Annotated in this window: 22 protein-coding genes; 15 read left to right on the forward strand and 7 right to left on the reverse strand. The window is 39.3% G+C overall.

Annotation, left to right across the window (positions count from 1 at the left end; translation table 11 throughout):
• The 7 genes from ACSHXM_RS00005 to ACSHXM_RS00035 all read right to left on the reverse strand — a co-directional run.
• The coding region (locus tag ACSHXM_RS00005) for a CHASE3 domain-containing protein (protein ID WP_435686633.1) at positions 1-487 on the reverse strand (487 nt) is incomplete at its 3' end.
• A gap of 315 nt (positions 488-802) precedes the next feature.
• Positions 803-1,660, reverse strand: coding sequence for a 23S rRNA pseudouridine(2605) synthase RluB (rluB, locus tag ACSHXM_RS00010; protein WP_435686634.1), 858 nt, complete (start codon positions 1,658-1,660; stop codon positions 803-805).
• Positions 1,660-2,358, reverse strand: coding sequence for an SMC-Scp complex subunit ScpB (gene scpB, locus ACSHXM_RS00015; protein WP_435686635.1), 699 nt, complete (start codon positions 2,356-2,358; stop codon positions 1,660-1,662). Before scpB ends, rluB begins: the two co-directional genes overlap by 1 nt.
• On the reverse strand, positions 2,351-3,211 hold the full coding sequence (locus ACSHXM_RS00020; RefSeq protein WP_435686636.1) for a segregation and condensation protein A: 861 nt from the start codon (positions 3,209-3,211) through the stop codon (positions 2,351-2,353). Before ACSHXM_RS00020 ends, scpB begins: the two co-directional genes overlap by 8 nt.
• A 14-nt stretch (positions 3,212-3,225) precedes the next feature.
• Positions 3,226-3,846 (reverse strand): L-threonylcarbamoyladenylate synthase, encoded by a 621-nt coding sequence (locus ACSHXM_RS00025; protein ID WP_435686637.1) that lies wholly within the window; start codon positions 3,844-3,846, stop codon positions 3,226-3,228.
• A gap of 76 nt (positions 3,847-3,922) precedes the next feature.
• The gene (locus ACSHXM_RS00030; protein WP_435686638.1) at positions 3,923-4,768 is read right to left on the reverse strand and encodes a PHP domain-containing protein; all 846 of its coding nucleotides are present in this window, start codon (positions 4,766-4,768) and stop codon (positions 3,923-3,925) included.
• 23 nt (positions 4,769-4,791) lie between these two features.
• Positions 4,792-5,067 (reverse strand): hypothetical protein, encoded by a 276-nt coding sequence (locus tag ACSHXM_RS00035; protein ID WP_435686639.1) that lies wholly within the window; start codon positions 5,065-5,067, stop codon positions 4,792-4,794.
• Positions 5,068-5,133: 66 nt separating this feature from the next.
• Between ACSHXM_RS00035 and ACSHXM_RS00040 the strand changes: the two genes are divergently transcribed.
• From ACSHXM_RS00040 to ACSHXM_RS00110, 15 genes are all read left to right on the forward strand, one after another.
• Positions 5,134-6,750: an anthranilate synthase component 1 gene (locus tag ACSHXM_RS00040; RefSeq protein ID WP_435686640.1), complete on the forward strand. Its 1,617-nt coding sequence runs from the start codon at positions 5,134-5,136 to the stop codon at positions 6,748-6,750.
• Positions 6,747-7,424, forward strand: a complete 678-nt coding sequence (locus ACSHXM_RS00045; protein WP_435686641.1) for an aminodeoxychorismate/anthranilate synthase component II — start codon at positions 6,747-6,749, stop codon at positions 7,422-7,424. The genes ACSHXM_RS00040 and ACSHXM_RS00045 overlap by 4 nt, the downstream gene beginning before the upstream one ends.
• A gap of 11 nt (positions 7,425-7,435) precedes the next feature.
• On the forward strand, positions 7,436-8,452 hold the full coding sequence (trpD, locus tag ACSHXM_RS00050) for an anthranilate phosphoribosyltransferase (protein ID WP_435686642.1): 1,017 nt from the start codon (positions 7,436-7,438) through the stop codon (positions 8,450-8,452).
• A gap of 23 nt (positions 8,453-8,475) precedes the next feature.
• Positions 8,476-9,861 carry a bifunctional indole-3-glycerol-phosphate synthase TrpC/phosphoribosylanthranilate isomerase TrpF gene (trpCF, locus tag ACSHXM_RS00055; protein WP_435686643.1) on the forward strand — a complete coding sequence of 462 codons (1,386 nt, stop codon included), beginning with the start codon at positions 8,476-8,478 and terminating at the stop codon, positions 9,859-9,861.
• Between the two features lie 74 nt (positions 9,862-9,935).
• The gene (gene trpB / locus ACSHXM_RS00060; RefSeq protein ID WP_435686644.1) at positions 9,936-11,114 is read left to right on the forward strand and encodes a tryptophan synthase subunit beta; all 1,179 of its coding nucleotides are present in this window, start codon (positions 9,936-9,938) and stop codon (positions 11,112-11,114) included.
• Position 11,115: 1 nt separating this feature from the next.
• The gene (trpA, locus tag ACSHXM_RS00065; protein ID WP_435686645.1) at positions 11,116-11,934 is read left to right on the forward strand and encodes a tryptophan synthase subunit alpha; all 819 of its coding nucleotides are present in this window, start codon (positions 11,116-11,118) and stop codon (positions 11,932-11,934) included.
• 9 nt (positions 11,935-11,943) lie between these two features.
• Positions 11,944-13,113, forward strand: coding sequence for a DUF6786 family protein (locus ACSHXM_RS00070; protein ID WP_435686646.1), 1,170 nt, complete (start codon positions 11,944-11,946; stop codon positions 13,111-13,113).
• Positions 13,114-13,146: 33 nt separating this feature from the next.
• A complete protein-coding gene (locus tag ACSHXM_RS00075) occupies positions 13,147-13,446 on the forward strand; it encodes a YciI family protein (RefSeq protein WP_435686647.1) in 300 nt (99 codons plus the stop codon).
• A gap of 18 nt (positions 13,447-13,464) precedes the next feature.
• Complete coding sequence (locus ACSHXM_RS00080) at positions 13,465-14,115, forward strand: CPBP family glutamic-type intramembrane protease (RefSeq protein WP_435686648.1); 651 nt, start codon at positions 13,465-13,467, stop codon at positions 14,113-14,115.
• Positions 14,116-14,118: 3 nt separating this feature from the next.
• Positions 14,119-14,526: an alternative ribosome rescue aminoacyl-tRNA hydrolase ArfB gene (gene arfB / locus ACSHXM_RS00085; protein WP_435686649.1), complete on the forward strand. Its 408-nt coding sequence runs from the start codon at positions 14,119-14,121 to the stop codon at positions 14,524-14,526.
• Positions 14,527-14,632: 106 nt separating this feature from the next.
• Positions 14,633-15,181 (forward strand): glycine zipper 2TM domain-containing protein, encoded by a 549-nt coding sequence (locus ACSHXM_RS00090; protein ID WP_435686650.1) that lies wholly within the window; start codon positions 14,633-14,635, stop codon positions 15,179-15,181.
• 102 nt (positions 15,182-15,283) lie between these two features.
• Positions 15,284-15,559 carry a PepSY domain-containing protein gene (locus tag ACSHXM_RS00095; RefSeq protein WP_435686651.1) on the forward strand — a complete coding sequence of 92 codons (276 nt, stop codon included), beginning with the start codon at positions 15,284-15,286 and terminating at the stop codon, positions 15,557-15,559.
• 2 nt (positions 15,560-15,561) lie between these two features.
• Positions 15,562-16,236, forward strand: a complete 675-nt coding sequence (locus tag ACSHXM_RS00100; RefSeq protein ID WP_435686652.1) for a response regulator transcription factor — start codon at positions 15,562-15,564, stop codon at positions 16,234-16,236.
• A gap of 4 nt (positions 16,237-16,240) precedes the next feature.
• Positions 16,241-17,560: an ATP-binding protein gene (locus ACSHXM_RS00105; RefSeq protein ID WP_435686653.1), complete on the forward strand. Its 1,320-nt coding sequence runs from the start codon at positions 16,241-16,243 to the stop codon at positions 17,558-17,560.
• 148 nt (positions 17,561-17,708) lie between these two features.
• Positions 17,709-18,374, forward strand: a complete 666-nt coding sequence (locus tag ACSHXM_RS00110; protein WP_435686654.1) for a DUF1707 and DUF2154 domain-containing protein — start codon at positions 17,709-17,711, stop codon at positions 18,372-18,374.
• Positions 18,375-18,447: the final 73 nt, after the last annotated feature.

Here is an 18,447-nt window from a genome sequence, read left to right on the forward strand (position 1 = left end):
AACTATAACTAAGCATTTCATCGCCTAAGTCTCCGAGATCCATAGCAATGTCATTCACTTCATCTAATGTAGAAAGCTCTATTTTATGGGCACCAATGACTTGTTCTGCAGCTTGATAGAAAGCGTCATTATTTGTATTAGCAGATTCGTATAACTTGAATATATCCGGATAAGACTGAGTGGTATTTGCTAGCGTTTTTATTGCTACATCATTTTTATTTTTTTCTACTAAAAACAACTCTTCTGCTTTTTTGACTAGGTCAAATTGAGTCTGTACAAAATAATTACTTAACTCGATTTCAGATTTCAACAAACTATTTGAAAGATCTGAACTAGTGATGAGCATGGGTACACTTTCGTCTGTTACTTTACTGACCCCTTTACTAATACTTCCTATACTGACAAGGGACACAACAAATATACCCATTGCAAATAAAACAACTAAAGCAAAACCACCAAATATCCTTGTTGACACATTAAATCGCATTGAGCTTCCTTCTTTGTTCTTACTTAGCGAATCAATTATTAGGTATAGCAGTGATCACAATTAATACAAATAAATTAAATATATAATTCATGTAGTTAGCCCACTAATTTTAATTTGAACTTATTAAGTGGTTGGGCCAAAAATAGTCAAAGAGGTAAGTCTTTTTAGCTGAGGGGGATAATCGAATTACAGAGTTAAGCTGGCGCGCGATAAAACTTTAATATCAAAAAACCGGAGACGTTAAATAGAACTAGATAAAATTTGTAAGAGGGATTAAGTGTGCTTGTTCACTATTGTAAACAAGCACTTTCAGCATTAACTACGTTTTTTATTCGCTTGTTTTACTCTATGTTTTTTAACTGAACGCCTCATACGGCTTAGCTTAACGTGATCTAATTTACCTGGTTCAACTTTAATTAAGGTATTGGCTTCAGGAGGAAGCTGGACACTTTTACGTAATCCATTTAAATCAGGTAATGTAAGTTCAACCCAACCACCTTGAGGTAAACGCTTTTGCAACTCTAATTCGCCATATCGCACACGAATTAAGCGACTTACTTGTAGGCCTTGAGATTCCCATAAACGTCTAACTTCGCGATTACGTCCTTCTGATAAGCTCACGTTGTACCAAGAGTTTGTGCTCTCTTCATCGCTAGGCTTTTTCACAATCTGAGTAAACTTAGCCAATCCATCTTCTAATTTCACGCCATCAGTTAAACGTTTTAGCATGATGTCTTCTACTTCACCAAATACTCGTACAGAGTATTCACGCTCTACTTCGTGTTTGGGATGCATTAAGCGATTAGCCAATTCACCGTCATTTGTAAATAACAAAAGTCCGCTGGTGTTAATATCCAAACGGCCTACAGCGATCCACCGGCCATTTTTAATGGCTGGCAGTCTATCAAAAACTGTAGCTCGGCCTTCAGGATCTTTACGGCTACACAATTCCCCTTCTGGCTTGTTGTACATTAAAACTCGGCACATTGGCGATTCATTGGCTGTGTTTATCGGATTTCCATCTACCCGAATTTTGTCTGCAGACTCAACACGATCTCCTAAGGTAGCAAGTTTACCATTTACAGAAACTCGACCCGCTTGGATCCATCGTTCCATTTCACGTCTTGAACCTACGCCGGCATTGGCTAGGACTTTTTGTAATTTATCACTCATTAGTGTATTTGCTCTGGTTCATCTGGCACATTTGATTCGTCTAACACGACATCATTTGTATTTACAGATTTAGATTGAAGCTCTCCTTCACTCTGCATAGCAGGTTCTTGGGAGAGAATATTTAATGGGTTAACGTCTTTTTGACTAGCAAGATCAGATTCGTCAGAAGCTAAAAACGCTTCCGCGCTGGGTAAGTCGGCTAAACTTTTTAACGAAAAATAATCAAGAAACTCTTTGGTTGTGGCATACAAAGAAGGCCTACCAGGCACTTCCTTATGGCCAATCACTTTTATCCACCCTCTCTCGCTTAAGGTTTTCATTATATGACTACTCACCGACACCCCGCGCACATCCTCAATTTCTCCACGGGTGATGGGTTGACGATAAGCAATTAACGAGAGTGTCTCTAACATAGCACGGGAGTACCTTGGTGCTTGTTCATGCCATAATTTGCTTAACCAAGGACTTAAACTATCCATAGATTGAAAGCGATAACCGGAAGCGACTTCAACCAATTGAATGCCTCTGGCTTGATAATCTAAAGTCAATTCAGCTAATACTTCTTTCAGCATCTTTTTACTGACTACTAAGTCTTCCAAAACAGTTAACTGCAGCTGTTCAAAAGATATCGCTTGGTCGGCTACAAAAATGCTAGCTTCGACTAATTGTTTCAACTGAGCACGAGAAATTTTAGCCATCAGTTTGGACTCCTTGCTCTTGCGTACCGTTTAATCGAACATGAATATTGCCAAAGGCTTGGTCTTGCACTAATTCAATTAGGCTTTCTTTACTTAATTCTAAAATGGCTAAAAAGGTAACCACCACACCTGCTTTGCCTTCGTTAGCATGAAAAAGTTGATCAAATCCAGTGAATTCATCGGCAGATATTTGTTCTAAAATTAGGCTCATTCGTTCTCGAGTAGAAAGTGTTTCTTTTTCAATATGATGGTGATTAAAAGCTTCTGCACGTTTCATAGCACCTTGAAAACTCAAAACAAGTTCTTGCATGCTCACAGCCGGCAGTATTTTAATAGGCTCAACGCTAGGAGCTGGTTGAGCTTTAGCATTAAATACATCACGCTCCTGCCTAGGAATGTTATCTAATTCATGTGCAGCTACTTTAATCCGTTCATATTCTTTTAGACGGCGAATTAACTCAGCTCGTGGATCTTCCTCATCTTCTTCTGCATCAGGCCTTTTGGGCAATAATAAACGAGATTTAACCTCAGCTAGAATGGCCGCCATTAATAAATATTCGGCCGCCAGTTCGAGTTTAAGATCTTTCATCAATTCAACATATTCCATGTATTGTTGAGTCACCTGATATACAGGTAAGTTGACGATATCGAATTTCTGACGACGAATAAGGTACAAAAGCAGATCCAGAGGACCTTCAAATGCCTCTAAAATTAACTCTAGGGCGTCTGGGGGAATGTATAAATCTTCTGGTTTTTCAATCAAAGCCTCGCCATTAACAAAAGCCAATGGCAATGGTTGTTGCACTGGCTCGCTGTTAGCGGGTCCTGAAAACGAAGAATTATCTGTCGACATTTTATTAATTCAATTTAGCTAAAAGGACTGATATCACCACTACCTTCTCTGATGATAGTAGTTTCACCTTCAGACATATCGATAACAGTGGTAGGCTGCTCGCCCAAAAAACCACCATGAATGATCAAGCCAACTTGTTTTTCTAACTTATCACGGATCTCATCGGGATCAGACTCAGCCACTATCTCATCAGGTAGAATTAAGGTGGTAGACATCAAAGGTTCACCTAACTCCTCTAACAAATCTAAAGCGATTTTATTGTCTGGCACTCGAATACCTATGGTTCTTCTCTTAGGGTTTTGTAGTCGTTTAGGTACTTCTTTAGTGGCTTTTAGAATGAAAGTATATGGCCCTGGCGTGTTGTTTTTTATCATCCTAAAAGCGGTGTTATCAACCCTTGAATATTCAGATAACTCAGACATGTCTTTACACATTAGAGTAAAGTTATGATCTTTATCGATATGTCTAATACGACAAATTTGCTCGAGGGCTTTTTTGTCATTCATATGACATCCGATGGAGTATCCAGAATCTGTGGGGTAAACAATCACTTCGCCTCGATGAATTAATTCACAAGCTTGTTTTATTAAACGTGCCTGAGGATTATCCGGGTGAATATAAAAAAACTGACTCATGGTAAAACTCCTATCCTACTATCCCAGCAGTACATTTGAGTGGGGATTATTATTAGTGTAACTATGACAAACCCAATTAAGCTGAAGCGGTTAGCTCCCAGTCATGCCATATTGGCACAAGCTGCTCAGGAAGCGAAAGGTTTTTGCCTAATTCGGTCCAACGATTCGGAAAATGAAAATCAGAACCACTGGATGCCATTAAATTATGCTCTTGGGCAATATCTGCCAACAATTTTTTACGCTCTGGGGTTAAATGGGAATGAATCACTTCCATACCGTCTCCACCAGCGCCTGCAAACTCGGCAACTAAACGTCTAAGCCACTTTGTGGTCATATCATAATGACCAGGGTGCGCTAAAACAGCTTTACCGCCAGCGTCTTGGATCCAAGTCACAGCCTCTTGAATACTAATCCACTTTGGTTTGACATGGGCTCTTTTGCCCTTGCCTAAATATTTTCTAAAAACGGTATCAAAATCTTTAGCCACATTTCTTTGTACTAACACACGAGCAAAATGCGCACGCGTTAGCTGCCCTACTCCAGCGATTTCTTTTGCCTCAGACAGTACATCTTCAATACCCGCCTTGGCCAATTTGTCAGACATAAGTTGTGCACGTCTGTCTCGCTCTTGGCTTTGCTGTTCTAGCCTTTGCAAAAATGGCTGGTCTTTATGGTCAACATTCAAGCCCAAAATATGAATATCAAAATTATGCCATGAGGTAGATATCTCAACTCCAGGCAATATTTGCATATGCCTTTTTTGTTGAGCTTGGTATTGCAAGGCTTCATCAATACCCATAACGGTATCGTGGTCAGTAATAGCTAACACATTCACTTGCATATTATGCGCACGATCGATTAATTCTTTTGGAGACAAGTGTCCATCAGAATAATAAGTATGGCTATGTAAGTCGATTTTCATGTATTGAGTGATTTCTTATATAGTTAATTTTTATAGCTAAAAGCAATTTGTGTATTGACACGGAAGCGTTTTTGTTTTCTTCTATAGGCACAAATATTGTGAATAAGCTTATTATACGCTGTCACAAGCACTAATTCATAACTAATAGTCAGAATTAAAGAGACAATGACATGAAAAATACTCAAACACACATTACTTGGTGGTGGCACAACCTGAACTAACGGGCTGTGAGTGTTTGTATTTTTTACAAATAAATTTAAAAAAGCCCGTATAATGCGGGCTTTTTTACGTGTAGCCAAAAGTAAATTAGACCCGCAAAGATACTCAATTAAAATAGTCACTAAAATAGAAGTACGAGAACAATAATGAGTTTAGCCCAGTTAACAGAACAGGTAGGAAAAGTTGAGACCTTAATTGTTTCGGCAGATTATGTAGCCGATCCATTACATGCCTATCAATATCTTTGCCAAAATACGACAAATAACTTACTACTTGAGTCTGCTGAAATTGATAGCAAAGACAACCTTAAAAGTTTGCTTTTGGTCGATGCCGCGGTCAAATTAGAATGTCATGGACATCAAGTCACGTGTCGCGCAATTTCAGATAATGGCCGTGCCGTGTTACCCATATTTATTGAACATTGCCCTGCTGGTGTCAATCACGAATACGATCTTGATAATGGCATTATCACCTTATCTTTTCCCGAACCTGATCCAGCGTTAGACGAAGACAGTAGACTAAAAGCGCCAGCGGTTTTTGATGCGTTACGCCTAATTACACAAAAAATCATCACTATTCGTCAGCATCCTAATGCAGTCTTTTTAGGTGGCGCTTTAGCTTATGATTTATTAGCCAGTTTTGAAAAATTGCCAGATGTGAAAAGTAGTGAAAACTCGTGCCCTGATTTTGTATTTTACCTAGCAGAATCTTTGGTTGTTATTGATCATCAGACTCAACAAACCGAACTTATTGGCAGTGTGTTTAGCGGAGAAAATGTCCGTGACAACTATTTTGTTGTGAGTCAAAGACTAGAACAAATCAAACATAAATTGGCCACAATTAAGCCCTTACCGGTTCAAACCAAACAAACAATTGATATTAACCAGCTTTCAGTAAACAAGTCCGATGCAGAATTTAAACAAGACGTATTGGATTTAAAAGAACACATATTGGCAGGTGATATTTTTCAAGTAGTGCCTTCACGTACTTTTAGTTTGCCTTGCCCACATCCACATGACGCATATCGAGCTTTAAAGAAACAAAACCCAAGTCCTTATATGTTCTTTATTAAAGACGATGACTTTTACATGTTTGGAGCCTCTCCTGAGTCGGCATTAAAATACACCCAAGAAACAAATCAAGTTGAAATTTACCCGATTGCCGGCACTCGCCCAAGAGGTAAACGAGCAGACGGCAGTATCGATTTAGATTTAGATAGCCGCTTAGAGTTAAACCTTCAAGAAGACAAAAAAGAACGTTCTGAACACATAATGTTGGTGGACTTAGCTAGAAATGACGTGGCAAAAGTGTCTCAACCTGGCAGCCGATATGTCACAGATTTATTAAAAGTCGATCGATATTCTCACGTAATGCACTTGGTTTCTCGGGTGGTAGGACAATTACGTGATGACTTGGATGCACTTAATGCATACCAAGCCTGTATGAACATGGGCACTTTAGTCGGCGCACCTAAAGTCAGCGCAGCAACCCTAATTAGAGAAGTAGAAAAACAACGTCGTGGCAGTTACGGTGGCGCTGTGGGTTATATTAACAATCAAGGTGACATGGATACCTGTATTGTAATCCGCTCTGCATTTGTGAAAAACGACACTGCTTATGTTCAAGCAGGAGCTGGAGTAGTATTCGATTCAGACCCACAATCTGAAGCAGACGAAACACGTAGTAAGGCACAAGCAGTAATCAATGCTGTCTTAACCAGCTCTCAGCCGAACGAGTCACTAGATGCAGGAGAAGGCCAATGAATACTCCGGTAACTCAACCCCAGTCGCAAACCCAATCAAATATCTGTGTATTCTTGTTAGATAATTTTGACTCTTTCACCTACAACTTAGTCGATGAATTACGTAGTTTGGGGCTAGAACTAATTGTGTACCGCAACTCAGTGCCAGCCGAGTTAATACTAGAAAAAATGCAAGAAAAGTCCCAGCAAACAGGTAGTAACAACCAAACCAAACAAGTCATGTTAATGTTATCACCTGGCCCCGGGAATCCGTCTCAAGCCGGCTCAATGTTGACGTTATTGTCTTTAGTAAAAGGCCAATTTCCGGTACTGGGTATTTGTTTAGGCCATCAAGCGATTGTAGAATCTTATGGTGGAAAAATTGTTCGTTCTAATGAAGTCATGCATGGTAAGTCTTCGTTAATCAAACATTGTGGTGACAAAATGTTTGTTAACATGCCCCAGCCTCTTCCTGTCGCTCGGTACCACTCATTAATGGCAGATGATATGCCAGCAGAGCTGGATTTATTAGCCAATTTTAATGATATTCCAATGGCAGTCACCCATGCTAAAGACAAGATGTTAGGTTTTCAGTTTCACCCAGAATCTATTTTAACCTCTCAAGGCAGTCAATTATTAATGCAAAGCATTGAATATTTAACTCAAAATCAGCCCAATAACCTACAAGAAGGATAAGGCAGACCACTATGATCCATAACATTCTAGAACAGTTATATCAGGGCAAAGATCTACAACAATCTGAAGTCACAGAAGTGTTCTCCCAAGTTGTTACAGGCCAAGTTGACGATATCGTTTTATCTTCCTTATTAACTGCGTTAAAAATTAAAGGTGAACGCCCGGCAGAAATAGCTGGGGCAGCCGCCGCATTAATTAAAAATGCAGGCGCTTTTCCTAGTCCTGATTACGAATTTGCAGATATTGTAGGCACAGGTGGTGACGGACATAACACCATTAATATTTCTTCTGCCTCTGCCATAGTCGCAGCAAGTTGTGGTTTAAAAGTCGCTAAACATGGTAATCGTAGCGTGTCTAGCAAGTCTGGTTCTGCGGATTTATTTAAAGCCTTTGGTTTAGAGTTAACTATGCCAGCAGACACAGCTCGTGAATGTTTAGACCAATCAAACCTGTGTTTCTTGTTTGCACCTAATTATCACTCTGGTATTCGTCATGCCATGCCAGTTCGCACTACCTTAAAAACCCGTACTTTATTCAATTTGTTAGGGCCTTTGGTTAATCCAGCTCGCCCTAGTCATATTATTATCGGGGTGTATGCGCCGGAATTACTCAAACCTTTTGCTGAAACCTTACAATTGTTAGGTTATCAAAAAGCGTTAGTGGTGCACGGTAGTGGTTTAGATGAGTTTGCCTTACACGGTGAAACCCAAGTGATAGAAGTAAATGGCGATGCCTTAACCGAATTTAGCTTATCACCCACTGACTTTGGTCTGGACTCCTATCCATTAGATGCCATCAAAGGTGGTGAGCCTGAAGAAAACAAAAAGCTCATCGAAAATGTATTAATCGGCAAAGGCGAACCAGCACATCAAGCTGCTGTCGCGATGAATACGGGTGCACTATTAAAATTATGCGGTAAGGCAGCCTCATACCAAGAAGGCGCTAATATGGCAATTGAAGCTATGCAACAACAATTGCCTTTAGCCAGCATAAAACTCTCGGCTGAGATCAGTCAAAAACACGATTAGACCAATAGGAACCTGTTAACTAAATGGCCAACGTACTAGAAAAAATTGTGTTAGATAAACGCCAAGAAATAGCACAGCGAAAAACCGATTTACCATTGGACAGTTTTATTGAACAGCTTACGCCGTCGGATAGAAGTTTTTATGACGCGCTGGCACAACCTAATGCAGGTTTTATCCTAGAGTGCAAAAAAGCGTCTCCATCAAAAGGTTTGATCCGAGAAGATTTTGATCTTGATGAAATCATTCAAGCGTACAAACCCTACGCAGCTTGCATTTCTGTATTGACTGACGAAAAGTATTTTCAAGGTAAATTTGAATATCTTGAATACGTACGAAAAAATGTCACGCAACCAGTGATCAACAAAGACTTTTTTGTTGAGGCCTACCAGGTTCATCTTGCTCGTTATCATAATGCAGACGCCATTCTTCTCATGTTATCGGTGTTGGATGACGCAGAATATATTGAACTGGCGAACCTTGCAGAACATTATCAATTAGATGTACTGACCGAAGTCAGTAACGAAGAAGAAGTGCATAGAGCCGCAGCCTTAAAAGCTAAAATCATTGGAATTAATAACCGTGATTTACGGGATTTGAGCACCGATCTTGCCACCACAGAACGTTTGGTTCCTTTGATTAAAGAATTGGCCACACATGAACATGTGGTTATCTCTGAATCAGGTATTTATACCCATCAGGACGTACGCCGCCTTGCGCCCTTAGTAGAAGGTTTCTTGGTTGGAAGTTCTCTTATGGCAGAAGATGACATTACTTTGGCCGCTAGAAAACTTGTATACGGCAGTGTAAAAATTTGCGGTACCACGAACCTAACTGGTGCCAAACTAGTTAAAGATAGCCATGCTAGTTATGCCGGCCTTATCTTTGCTGAAAAATCAAAGCGGTTTGTCACGTTAGAACAGGCCAAACAAATCACCTATGCTGTGCCTTTCAACTACGTTGGTGTGTTTGTTAATGCGCCAATTGAGCAAGTCATTCGATATTCTAAAGAACTTAATCTAGTGGCGGTGCAATTACATGGACAAGAAGACCAAAGATATATAGATCAACTTGGAGTTGAGCTAAATCAATCTTGCCAAATTTGGCTGGCCAAAGGGGTGAAAAGTGAATTACCCACTTTAGATGAAAAACAAATAGATTACTTTTTATTAGATTGCCAAGTTGGGGAACAATCAGGTGGCACAGGCCAAAGCTTTATTTGGCAATTGTTAGACCAGATACCTGACAAAACCAAACTGATTTTGGCGGGTGGTATAAGCCCAAGTAACGTAAAACAAGCGGCACAACATCACTGTGCCATGTTAGATCTAAACTCAGGTGTAGAAAGCGCCCCAGGAATAAAAGATCTAGAAAAAATAAACCAAGCTTTTAGCCAACTAAGACAGTATTAAATACCACTTTATCTGATAGTGGATATCTAGAAACGGCTTTTAGTAAAAATATAGATTTATAAAGTGAGAAATAAATGAATCATTTAGACAGTAAATTTGGCGAATATGGCGGCATGTATGTCCCTGAATTGCTAATTCCTGCACTCGACCAACTCGAACAAGCTTTTATTGATGCTCAAAACGATCCCGAATTCCAAGCCGAATTCATGGGTTTACTAAAAGACTATGCGGGTCGCCCAACTGCCATGACCTTAACGCGCAACTTAGTCAATAACCCTAAAGTTAAATTATACCTAAAACGTGAGGATCTACTTCACGGTGGTGCACACAAAACCAATCAGGTATTGGGCCAAGCATTATTAGCCAAACGTATGGGTAAAACCGAAATCATTGCTGAAACTGGTGCAGGTCAGCACGGTGTAGCCACCGCACTTGCCAGTGCATTGTTAGGCCTAAAAGCCCGTATTTACATGGGGGCTAAAGACGTAGAACGTCAAGCACCCAATGTTTTCAGAATGCGCTTAATGGGTGCTGAAGTCATCCCTGTAGACGCGGGTTCTGGTACCTTGAAAGATGCAGTGAATGAAGCGTTACGTGACTGGTCTGCTAGTTACGACAAAGCTCACTATTTATTAGGTACAGCGGCAGGCCCTCACCCGTTCCCAACTATAGTTCGAGAATTTCACCGCATGATAGGTGAAGAGACCAAAGCTCAAATTTTAGAAAAAGAAGGGCGTTTGCCTGATGCAGTTGTTGCCTGTGTAGGCGGTGGTTCCAACGCTATTGGCATGTTTGCTGACTTTATCGATGATCCTAGTGTGAAATTAGTCGGTGTTGAACCTGCTGGAAAAGGTGTGCACACCAAAGAACATGGAGCCGCTATTGGTAAGGGTACTGCAGGTATCTTACACGGTACGTACAGCTACATCATGCAAGATCAAGATGGTCAAATTGAAGAGTCATATTCAGTATCCGCTGGACTAGATTACCCAGCAGTAGGACCACAACATGCCCATTTAGCTGACATTGGCCGAGCGGAATATGTGTCGGTCACCGATGAAGAAGCACTCAATGCGTTTCAAATATTGTCTCGTAAAGAAGGCATTATCCCAGCTTTAGAATCTTCACATGCCCTTGCCCATGGACTAAATATGGCTGATGAAGCTGAAGATGGCACTATTATCGTAGTGAATTTATCTGGTCGAGGTGACAAAGATTTAGCCCATGTCCACAGCATATTAGGAGACAAGTAAAATGACTAACTTAACAACAGATCGTTATGCAAAACTATTTACACGTCTTGATGCTGCTAACGAAGGAGCGTTTGTTCCATTTGTTATGGTTGGCGACCCAGATGCAAATACTTCAGTTAACATTATAAAAGCGTTAATCGAAGGTGGTGCAGATGCATTAGAATTAGGCTTTCCTTATTCTGATCCAATCGCTGATGGCCCTACAATTCAAAAAGCAGCCATTCGTGCTTTGGATCACAAAATTCAAATCACAGAATGTTTCGACATTATTAAAAAAGTGCGGGAAATTGATGCCGATATTCCCATTGGATTATTGTTATACAGTAATTTGGTACTCAAACGAGGAATTGAAAGCTTCTATCAAGACGCTGCAAATGCTGGTGTAGACTCTATCTTAATCGCAGATGTGCCACTTCGTGAAGCAGACCGATTTATTGCCATTGCCGAACAAACGGGCATCAAGCAAATACTAATTGCTCCACCTAATGCAAGTGATGAAACCCTTGCTGAAATAGGTAATAAATCTCAAGGTTATACCTATTTACTCGGCCGTGCAGGCGTAACTGGTGCAGAAACAGCAGTGACAATCCCAGCCAGTGAGTTAATCGAAAAATTAACCCAATATAAAGTAGCGCCGCCTTTGTTAGGGTTTGGAATTTCTACCCCAAAACAAGTAGCAGATGCGATTCAATCGGGTGCAGCGGGCGCTATTTCTGGCTCAGCCACAGTCAACATTATCGCGGAAAACTTAGATCAACCTAGTATTATGTTAGACAAGTTAAAAACCTTTGTTAGCGACATGAAACAAGCCACTAAGTAAAGGCTCAAAATGAGAATCACCCTAAGTGTTTTAATCATCCTTAGCTGCTTGCCAGCTAAGGTTTTAGCCCAATCAAATTTTGCCGATGACTTAAACTTCATTCGTCAGTTTGATGAGCCTATTGTGCTTAAATCCAAAGACCAACAAAGCCAAATCGTGTTGTCGGCTCAACACCAAGGCAGAGTGCTCACTAGTACAAGCAATGGTACAAGTGGCCAAAGCAACGCTTGGTTAAACCGTACCGCGATTAAAAATAAACAGGGCAATGTTGGCGGAGAAGACAGAACTTGGATAGCCCCAATAGGTTCAAAATATTCTTTGTTTTATCCTGCTGGCAAAGCTATTAAAAACGAAAATTGGCGCGTACCACCAGCACTGCAAGCCCGTGATTATTTAGTAATCAATCTGGATGATACAAGTGCCCACTTTCAAAAAAAGCTTAATTTAGTTAACCATCAAAATACTCAATTTTCAGCCTTGTTAGACAGAAAGATTAATTTACTCAATACACAAGAAATTAGTCAGTCACTTGGTATTCAATTTCCTAAAACAGTTAAACAAGTGGGATATACCTCTTTTAATAAACTCACTAATTTAGCTGAAGACTGGGATCCAAACACAGGCCTCATCACTATTTGGTCATTGGCGATGTTGCAAGGCTCAGATGACAATATTTCTATTTTTCCAATCGAACCTGAACAAGCGCCAGCACAAAGTTATTTATACCCTTTGTATGCCGACAGATTAATAAGTAAAGACCATTTAGTATTTTATAAAACAGATGGGAAATATCGCAGTAAAATTGGCATACCAGCGAATATGAGCAAAAACTTGATGTTTTCATATGCACCTTCGCTAAACCGTTTAACTGTCATTAAATTCAGTTTAGATAAAAAGCAGTTATATCCATTATCATTAGAACAAGCAGACACAAGCCTTGCCAAAGGTGACGTTACCAATGCCTACAACCATGGCAATATGGATGGAAGCCTTCTAAATGAGTCTGCCTTTTTTGAATTAGAAAGTGCCGCGCCGATGCTTAGTTTAAAGACCAATGAGTCGGTTACACATACACAGCAGGTAGTGCATTTTATTGGCACAACACAGGAACTGGATTTAATTTCACAACAGTTAATTGGCATTAACGTCAGTGACACTAAGTCAGTTTTTGACAAGTAATATATTTCAATTTAAATAAACAGGAATTTAAACATGTGGTACGTCATATACAGTGAAGATGTAGAAAACAGTTTGCCAATGCGTAAACAAGCCAGACCTGCACACTTAGAACGTTTACAAGCTTTAGCCGACCAAGGCCGAGTGTTAGCTGCAGGACCTTGTCCAGCCATTGATAGTGATGATCCAGGAGAAGCAGGTTTTACCGGTTCATTGGTCATTCTAGATTTTGATAGCCTGAAACAAGCTAAAGAATGGGCGGATGCAGACCCATACGTCAGTGCAGGTGTATATAAAAGTGTTACTGTTAAGCCGTATAAAAAGGTATTCCCTTAGTTAAAAGTGATAAATACCGTGTCTAAACAAATCCCTCGCTCTCCATCGACTTTATATTTATGGATTGAAATGGCGGCGCTTTTTTTAGGCACGCCATTATTGATTGTGTTACCTATCCATTCGGTTATTAAGCTAACCTGTGTTTTAGGCGCGTTAATTTATTGTGTAATCAAATGTCATCAACAGAGCTTATTTAAAAAAACCTATTTGATTGGAAATAATTGGCGAAAACTCTCAATCACTATGTTGGCGCGTTTCTCACTATTCGTTTTAGCTTCAACACTACTGGTATGGTTGTTTCTACCTGAGAGTTTATTTTCGGTTGTGCTAAACAATCCCGTTTTATGGATAGCCATTAGCGTATTTTATTCGGTCTTTTCAGTTTATCCCCAAGAGTTTTTATATCGTTTATTCTTCTTTGAACGTTATAAAAATCTTGTATCAAACCCAACCTTGTTTATTGTGATCAATGCTAGTCTATTTAGTTTTGCCCATATATTTTTCCAAAATATTTTGGTGTTTGTTCTGACTTTTGTCGGTGGAATTATATTTGCTTTAACCTATAAAAAACGCCAATCTCTACTTTTAGTCAGCATAGAACATAGTGCGTACGGTGTTTGGTTATTTACCTTAGGCTTAGGTAAAATGTTGGCCTTTCCCGGAGCTTAATTAATGTATCAACCGAATATAGCCAGTTTAATGCCAGCCATAGAGTTAACTGCTATGCGCGCCCAAGGATCGGGGGGGCAAAATGTGAATAAAGTATCAAGTGCTATTCATTTACGTTTTCATATTCGAGCTTCCACCATTCCAGAGTACGTAAAACAAAAATTATTATCAGGCTCAGATAAAAGAGTTACTCAAGAAGGTATTTTGATAATCAAAGCTCAAAGCCACCGTACTCAAGAAATGAATAAGCAAGATGCCCTTGCTAGGTTACAAGTCATACTGAGTGAAGCGGGAAAATTGCAAAAAGCCAGAAGAGCCACTAAACCAACCAAGAGTTCACAGAAAAAGCGGGTAGATAGCAAAGTTAAATCAGGTAAAACCAAAGCACTTCGAAGAAAGGTTGATTATTAGTTTTTTAAATTTTCGCCCTCAAAAATAACTTAGGTATAGTTTCAATTCAGTTAAAATTCAGTCTTGTGTAGTTAATATCATAGTCACTTAATAAAGGAGTGACACAATGAAATACGTTATCAGCAGTGTATTAATTTTACTTTTCATCTCACCCGTAACCCAAGCTCATCATAACAAAGGCTACTATAAAGCCAGAGTGGTAGATGTGACTCCCGTTTATGAGTATGTCGCTACACGCCACAACCAAGATTATTGTGATGTTCACCGCCATTCAGACGACTATAGATCAGACGAGCGTCGATATAGGGACAGTAACTATCGTCAATACCATTATAATAACAGGCACAATGCAGCAGTATTAGGCTCTGTAATAGGTGGTAGCATTGGCCATGCAAGTAGTGACCGAAAACATAAAGTAGTAGGAACCTTAGCCGGTGCAATTATTGGTGGAGTAATAGGTCATAAGATTGACCATCAACAACAAGGTTATTCTTCACGCCACGCTAAACAAAATAGATATTGCTCGAAGGGCCATTATTCAAAGAGTAAACAAAGAAGGTTACGAGGCTATGAGGTAACATATAAAATGAAAGGTCGCCTATATCAAACATTTAGCCAACAACGTCCTAATAAACACATTAGAATTTATCGTTAATAATATTTTGCCTTAATCAATCATAGGACTTAAGCAAACACTTTTAAGTCCCATGAGGATTAAGGTAAACTGACTTTAAATCTAGAAAAATAGAGTAAAACCTTGAAATCACCTTTTTACATTCGGTTATTGTTTAGTTGTATTATCAGCTGCTTAATCATCTCTTCAGATGTAGCGGCAGCTGATCCTAAACCAACCACCCTAAATAAATCCCAAGCGGCCAAAAAGGCACAGCAGAAGGTGAATGGGCGAGTGTTAAAAGTAAATCAGAGTAAAAACAAATACCAAGTTAAACTTCTTCAAAAATCAGGGCGAGTCGTTTCAGTCAATGTAGACAAAAAGTCAGGTAAAGTTAGCCAACAAGGTAAAAAGAATTAATTATGCGAATTTTAATTGTAGAAGATGATAGCCGCCTTCTGACTCAACTTGATGTGTTATTGCAACAAAATGGTTACAGTGTCGATTTAGCAGATGATGGTAAAAAAGCCTTATTTTTATTAGCCGAACACCCCTACGACTTAGCCATAATTGATATTGGTCTACCTGTAATAGATGGATTTGAAGTCATTCAAAAAGCTCGAAAAAATGATGTCACCTGCCCCATATTGATTTTAACTGCTAGAGATCGTTGGCAAGAAAAAGTAGAAGGTTTAGATGCTGGTGCAGATGACTATCTGACTAAACCTTTTCACAATGAAGAATTGTTAGCTCGTGTAAAAGCCTTAATTAGACGTGCTGCAGGTAAGGCTCATCCAACCATCGAAAAAGGCCCAATTAGTTTGGATACATTGAGTGAGGAAGTCAGAATAAACTCTGAGTACGTTGAACTCACGGCATATGAATACAAAGTACTGGAATACTTATTACTGAACCCACAAAAAATTGTGTCTAAGACTGAACTAACAGAGCACATTTACGATCAAGATTTTGATTTAGACAGTAATGTTATTGAAGTATTTGTAGGTCGGTTACGTAAAAAAATTGATCCTGACGGGAGTATTAACCCTATCGAAACTCTTCGTGGCCGAGGTTACCGGATAAATCGAGCATTATAACTTGATGCAAAACCTTTCATTACGATTGAGAACCTTTGCAGCGGCACTGCTGGCGTTGCTAATTTTCATTCCTTTAACTGCATTTACACTAGAAAAAGCCTTTAATAGCAGCCTTACCCAATCGATGTTGCAACAACTTAGAGTGCAGAGCTTGAGTTTAATTTCTGAATTTGAATTCAAAAAGCATCGAGCTGTTATGCCTGAGCAACTGTATAACGATGAATTTAATATTCCAGGCTCTGGACTGTACGCGTTTATTCAATCGCAAGAAGGGGTATTGTGGCAGTCACTCTCAACGCTAAACTGGCAAGATATACCCAATATTGCAGGCCCCGCTATTGGTGAAGAAGATTTCAGTTTTCATAATGAATACTTTTTATATGCATACACCGCAGAGTTTGAACACACTAAAGGCTATCAAGCAGTCAGCTTTTATATTCTTCAAGACAAGCAAGTATTTGATTCAGAAAAACAAAAGTTCGCTAATACTTTATGGAAATGGCTGGGTTTAGTGGCGATTTTATTGTTGGTATTATTGTTAATTAGTTTGAACGCAGCTTTGTTACCGATAAGTAAACTGAATAAGCAAATACGCCTTGCTGAAAAAGGCCAATTAAAACGTGTAGATCAACAATACCCTCCAGAATTAGAAAAGCTAAAAACCAGCATTAATCACCTTCTAGATTCTGAAGAACAGCAAAGAAGCCGATATAAAAATAGCTTAAGTGATCTTGCTCACAGTTTAAAAACTCCCTTAGCAGTACTATCAGGCAATTCTGAGCTCCCAAATGACGCTAGAGAGCCAATCAATCAAATTGACATGCAAATTCAAAGGCAACTAAAGCGAGCCGTTGCTGGCACCACAGGGGCGTTTGACAATAGCATTGAAGTTAAACCCGTGGTTAACAAGTTGTTGAGTGCAATGGCTAAAGTATATGCAGATAAACGCTTAGAATTAACTTACCAAGAGGAAGATCAAAATTGTCAATTTCTGGGTGACATGACAGACCTAATGGAGATCTTAGGTAACGTAATTGATAACGCTTGTAAGGCTGCATTACACAATATTTTAGTCACAAGTAAACTCGTGCAAAATAACTTGCAGCTCACAATTGAAGATGATGGCGCAGGTATACCCGCCGACAAACAACAAAGCTTGTTAAAAAGGGGCACCCGCCTAGATAGTTACAAAGAAGGCCAAGGAATTGGCATGGCTGTGGTAAGTGACCTGGTTTCTGCCTACCAAGGTAAATTGGAAATAAACCAGAGTCACCTAGGTGGTGCGGCAATCACTCTAACGTTCATGTCTACACTTAATAATTAGTAAAATACACCAAAATATAGTTAATCTCACTTTTGTAAATTCCATTTAAATATCTAACCTATTGAATAGGCTAGATATTTAAACTGGCATATAAACTGCTTTTCTATAAAACTAATATAGGTTTATTGCAAAAGTTTAAGGAAAGGTTATGGCTGTTATTCTAGAAGATCGTCCAATTGAAAAAGTGCGTGAAGAAGTGATTGATACACTTATATACAATTACAGCCACGGCATTATTTCTGATAAAGCTTTCGAAAGACGATTAGATCAAGCCATGGCTAGTACCAATCATCAAGAAATAGTCGACCTAGCCAAAGACCTAGAAATACCTAAAGATGAACAATTCTCTAAGCAAAATGCCCAAAAAGAACGCCAGTTCAATGTAAATTATTCCGCTAGCGAATCTGAAGAACCAGAAACCATAGTGAATATTTTAGGTGGTTCCAACCGAAGTGGGCAATGGACTGTGCCTAGCGAAGTGCGCATAGTGAGTATTTTAGGTGGGGCTGACATAGACTTTACCGATGCCATATTCACCAGCCCTAATGTAACTGTAAGAATATTTTGCTTATTGGGTGGTGATAACATTTACGTACCAGAAAACGTCAACGTTATATCCAAAGCATTTTGTATGTTAGGTGGCATAGATAACACTGCGCCATCAATTGCTTCAAGACAAGCTCCAACTATCACCATTGAAGGATTAGTATTATTTGGCGGTTTAGATATCAAGATTAAACAAACCATCAAAGAGAAGTTTGTAGCTTTCGCCAATCAAATGAAATCTATGTTTAATGACTCAGGCTTAAAATAACAGGCGTTTAAATAGAAACTATAAAACTAAACTAGGTAATTCAAATAGCTTAAGCAGTTAATCAGTTGAATTA

The organism is Paraglaciecola sp., assembly GCF_051252315.1.
Taxonomy (GTDB): Bacteria; Pseudomonadota; Gammaproteobacteria; order Enterobacterales; family Alteromonadaceae; genus Paraglaciecola.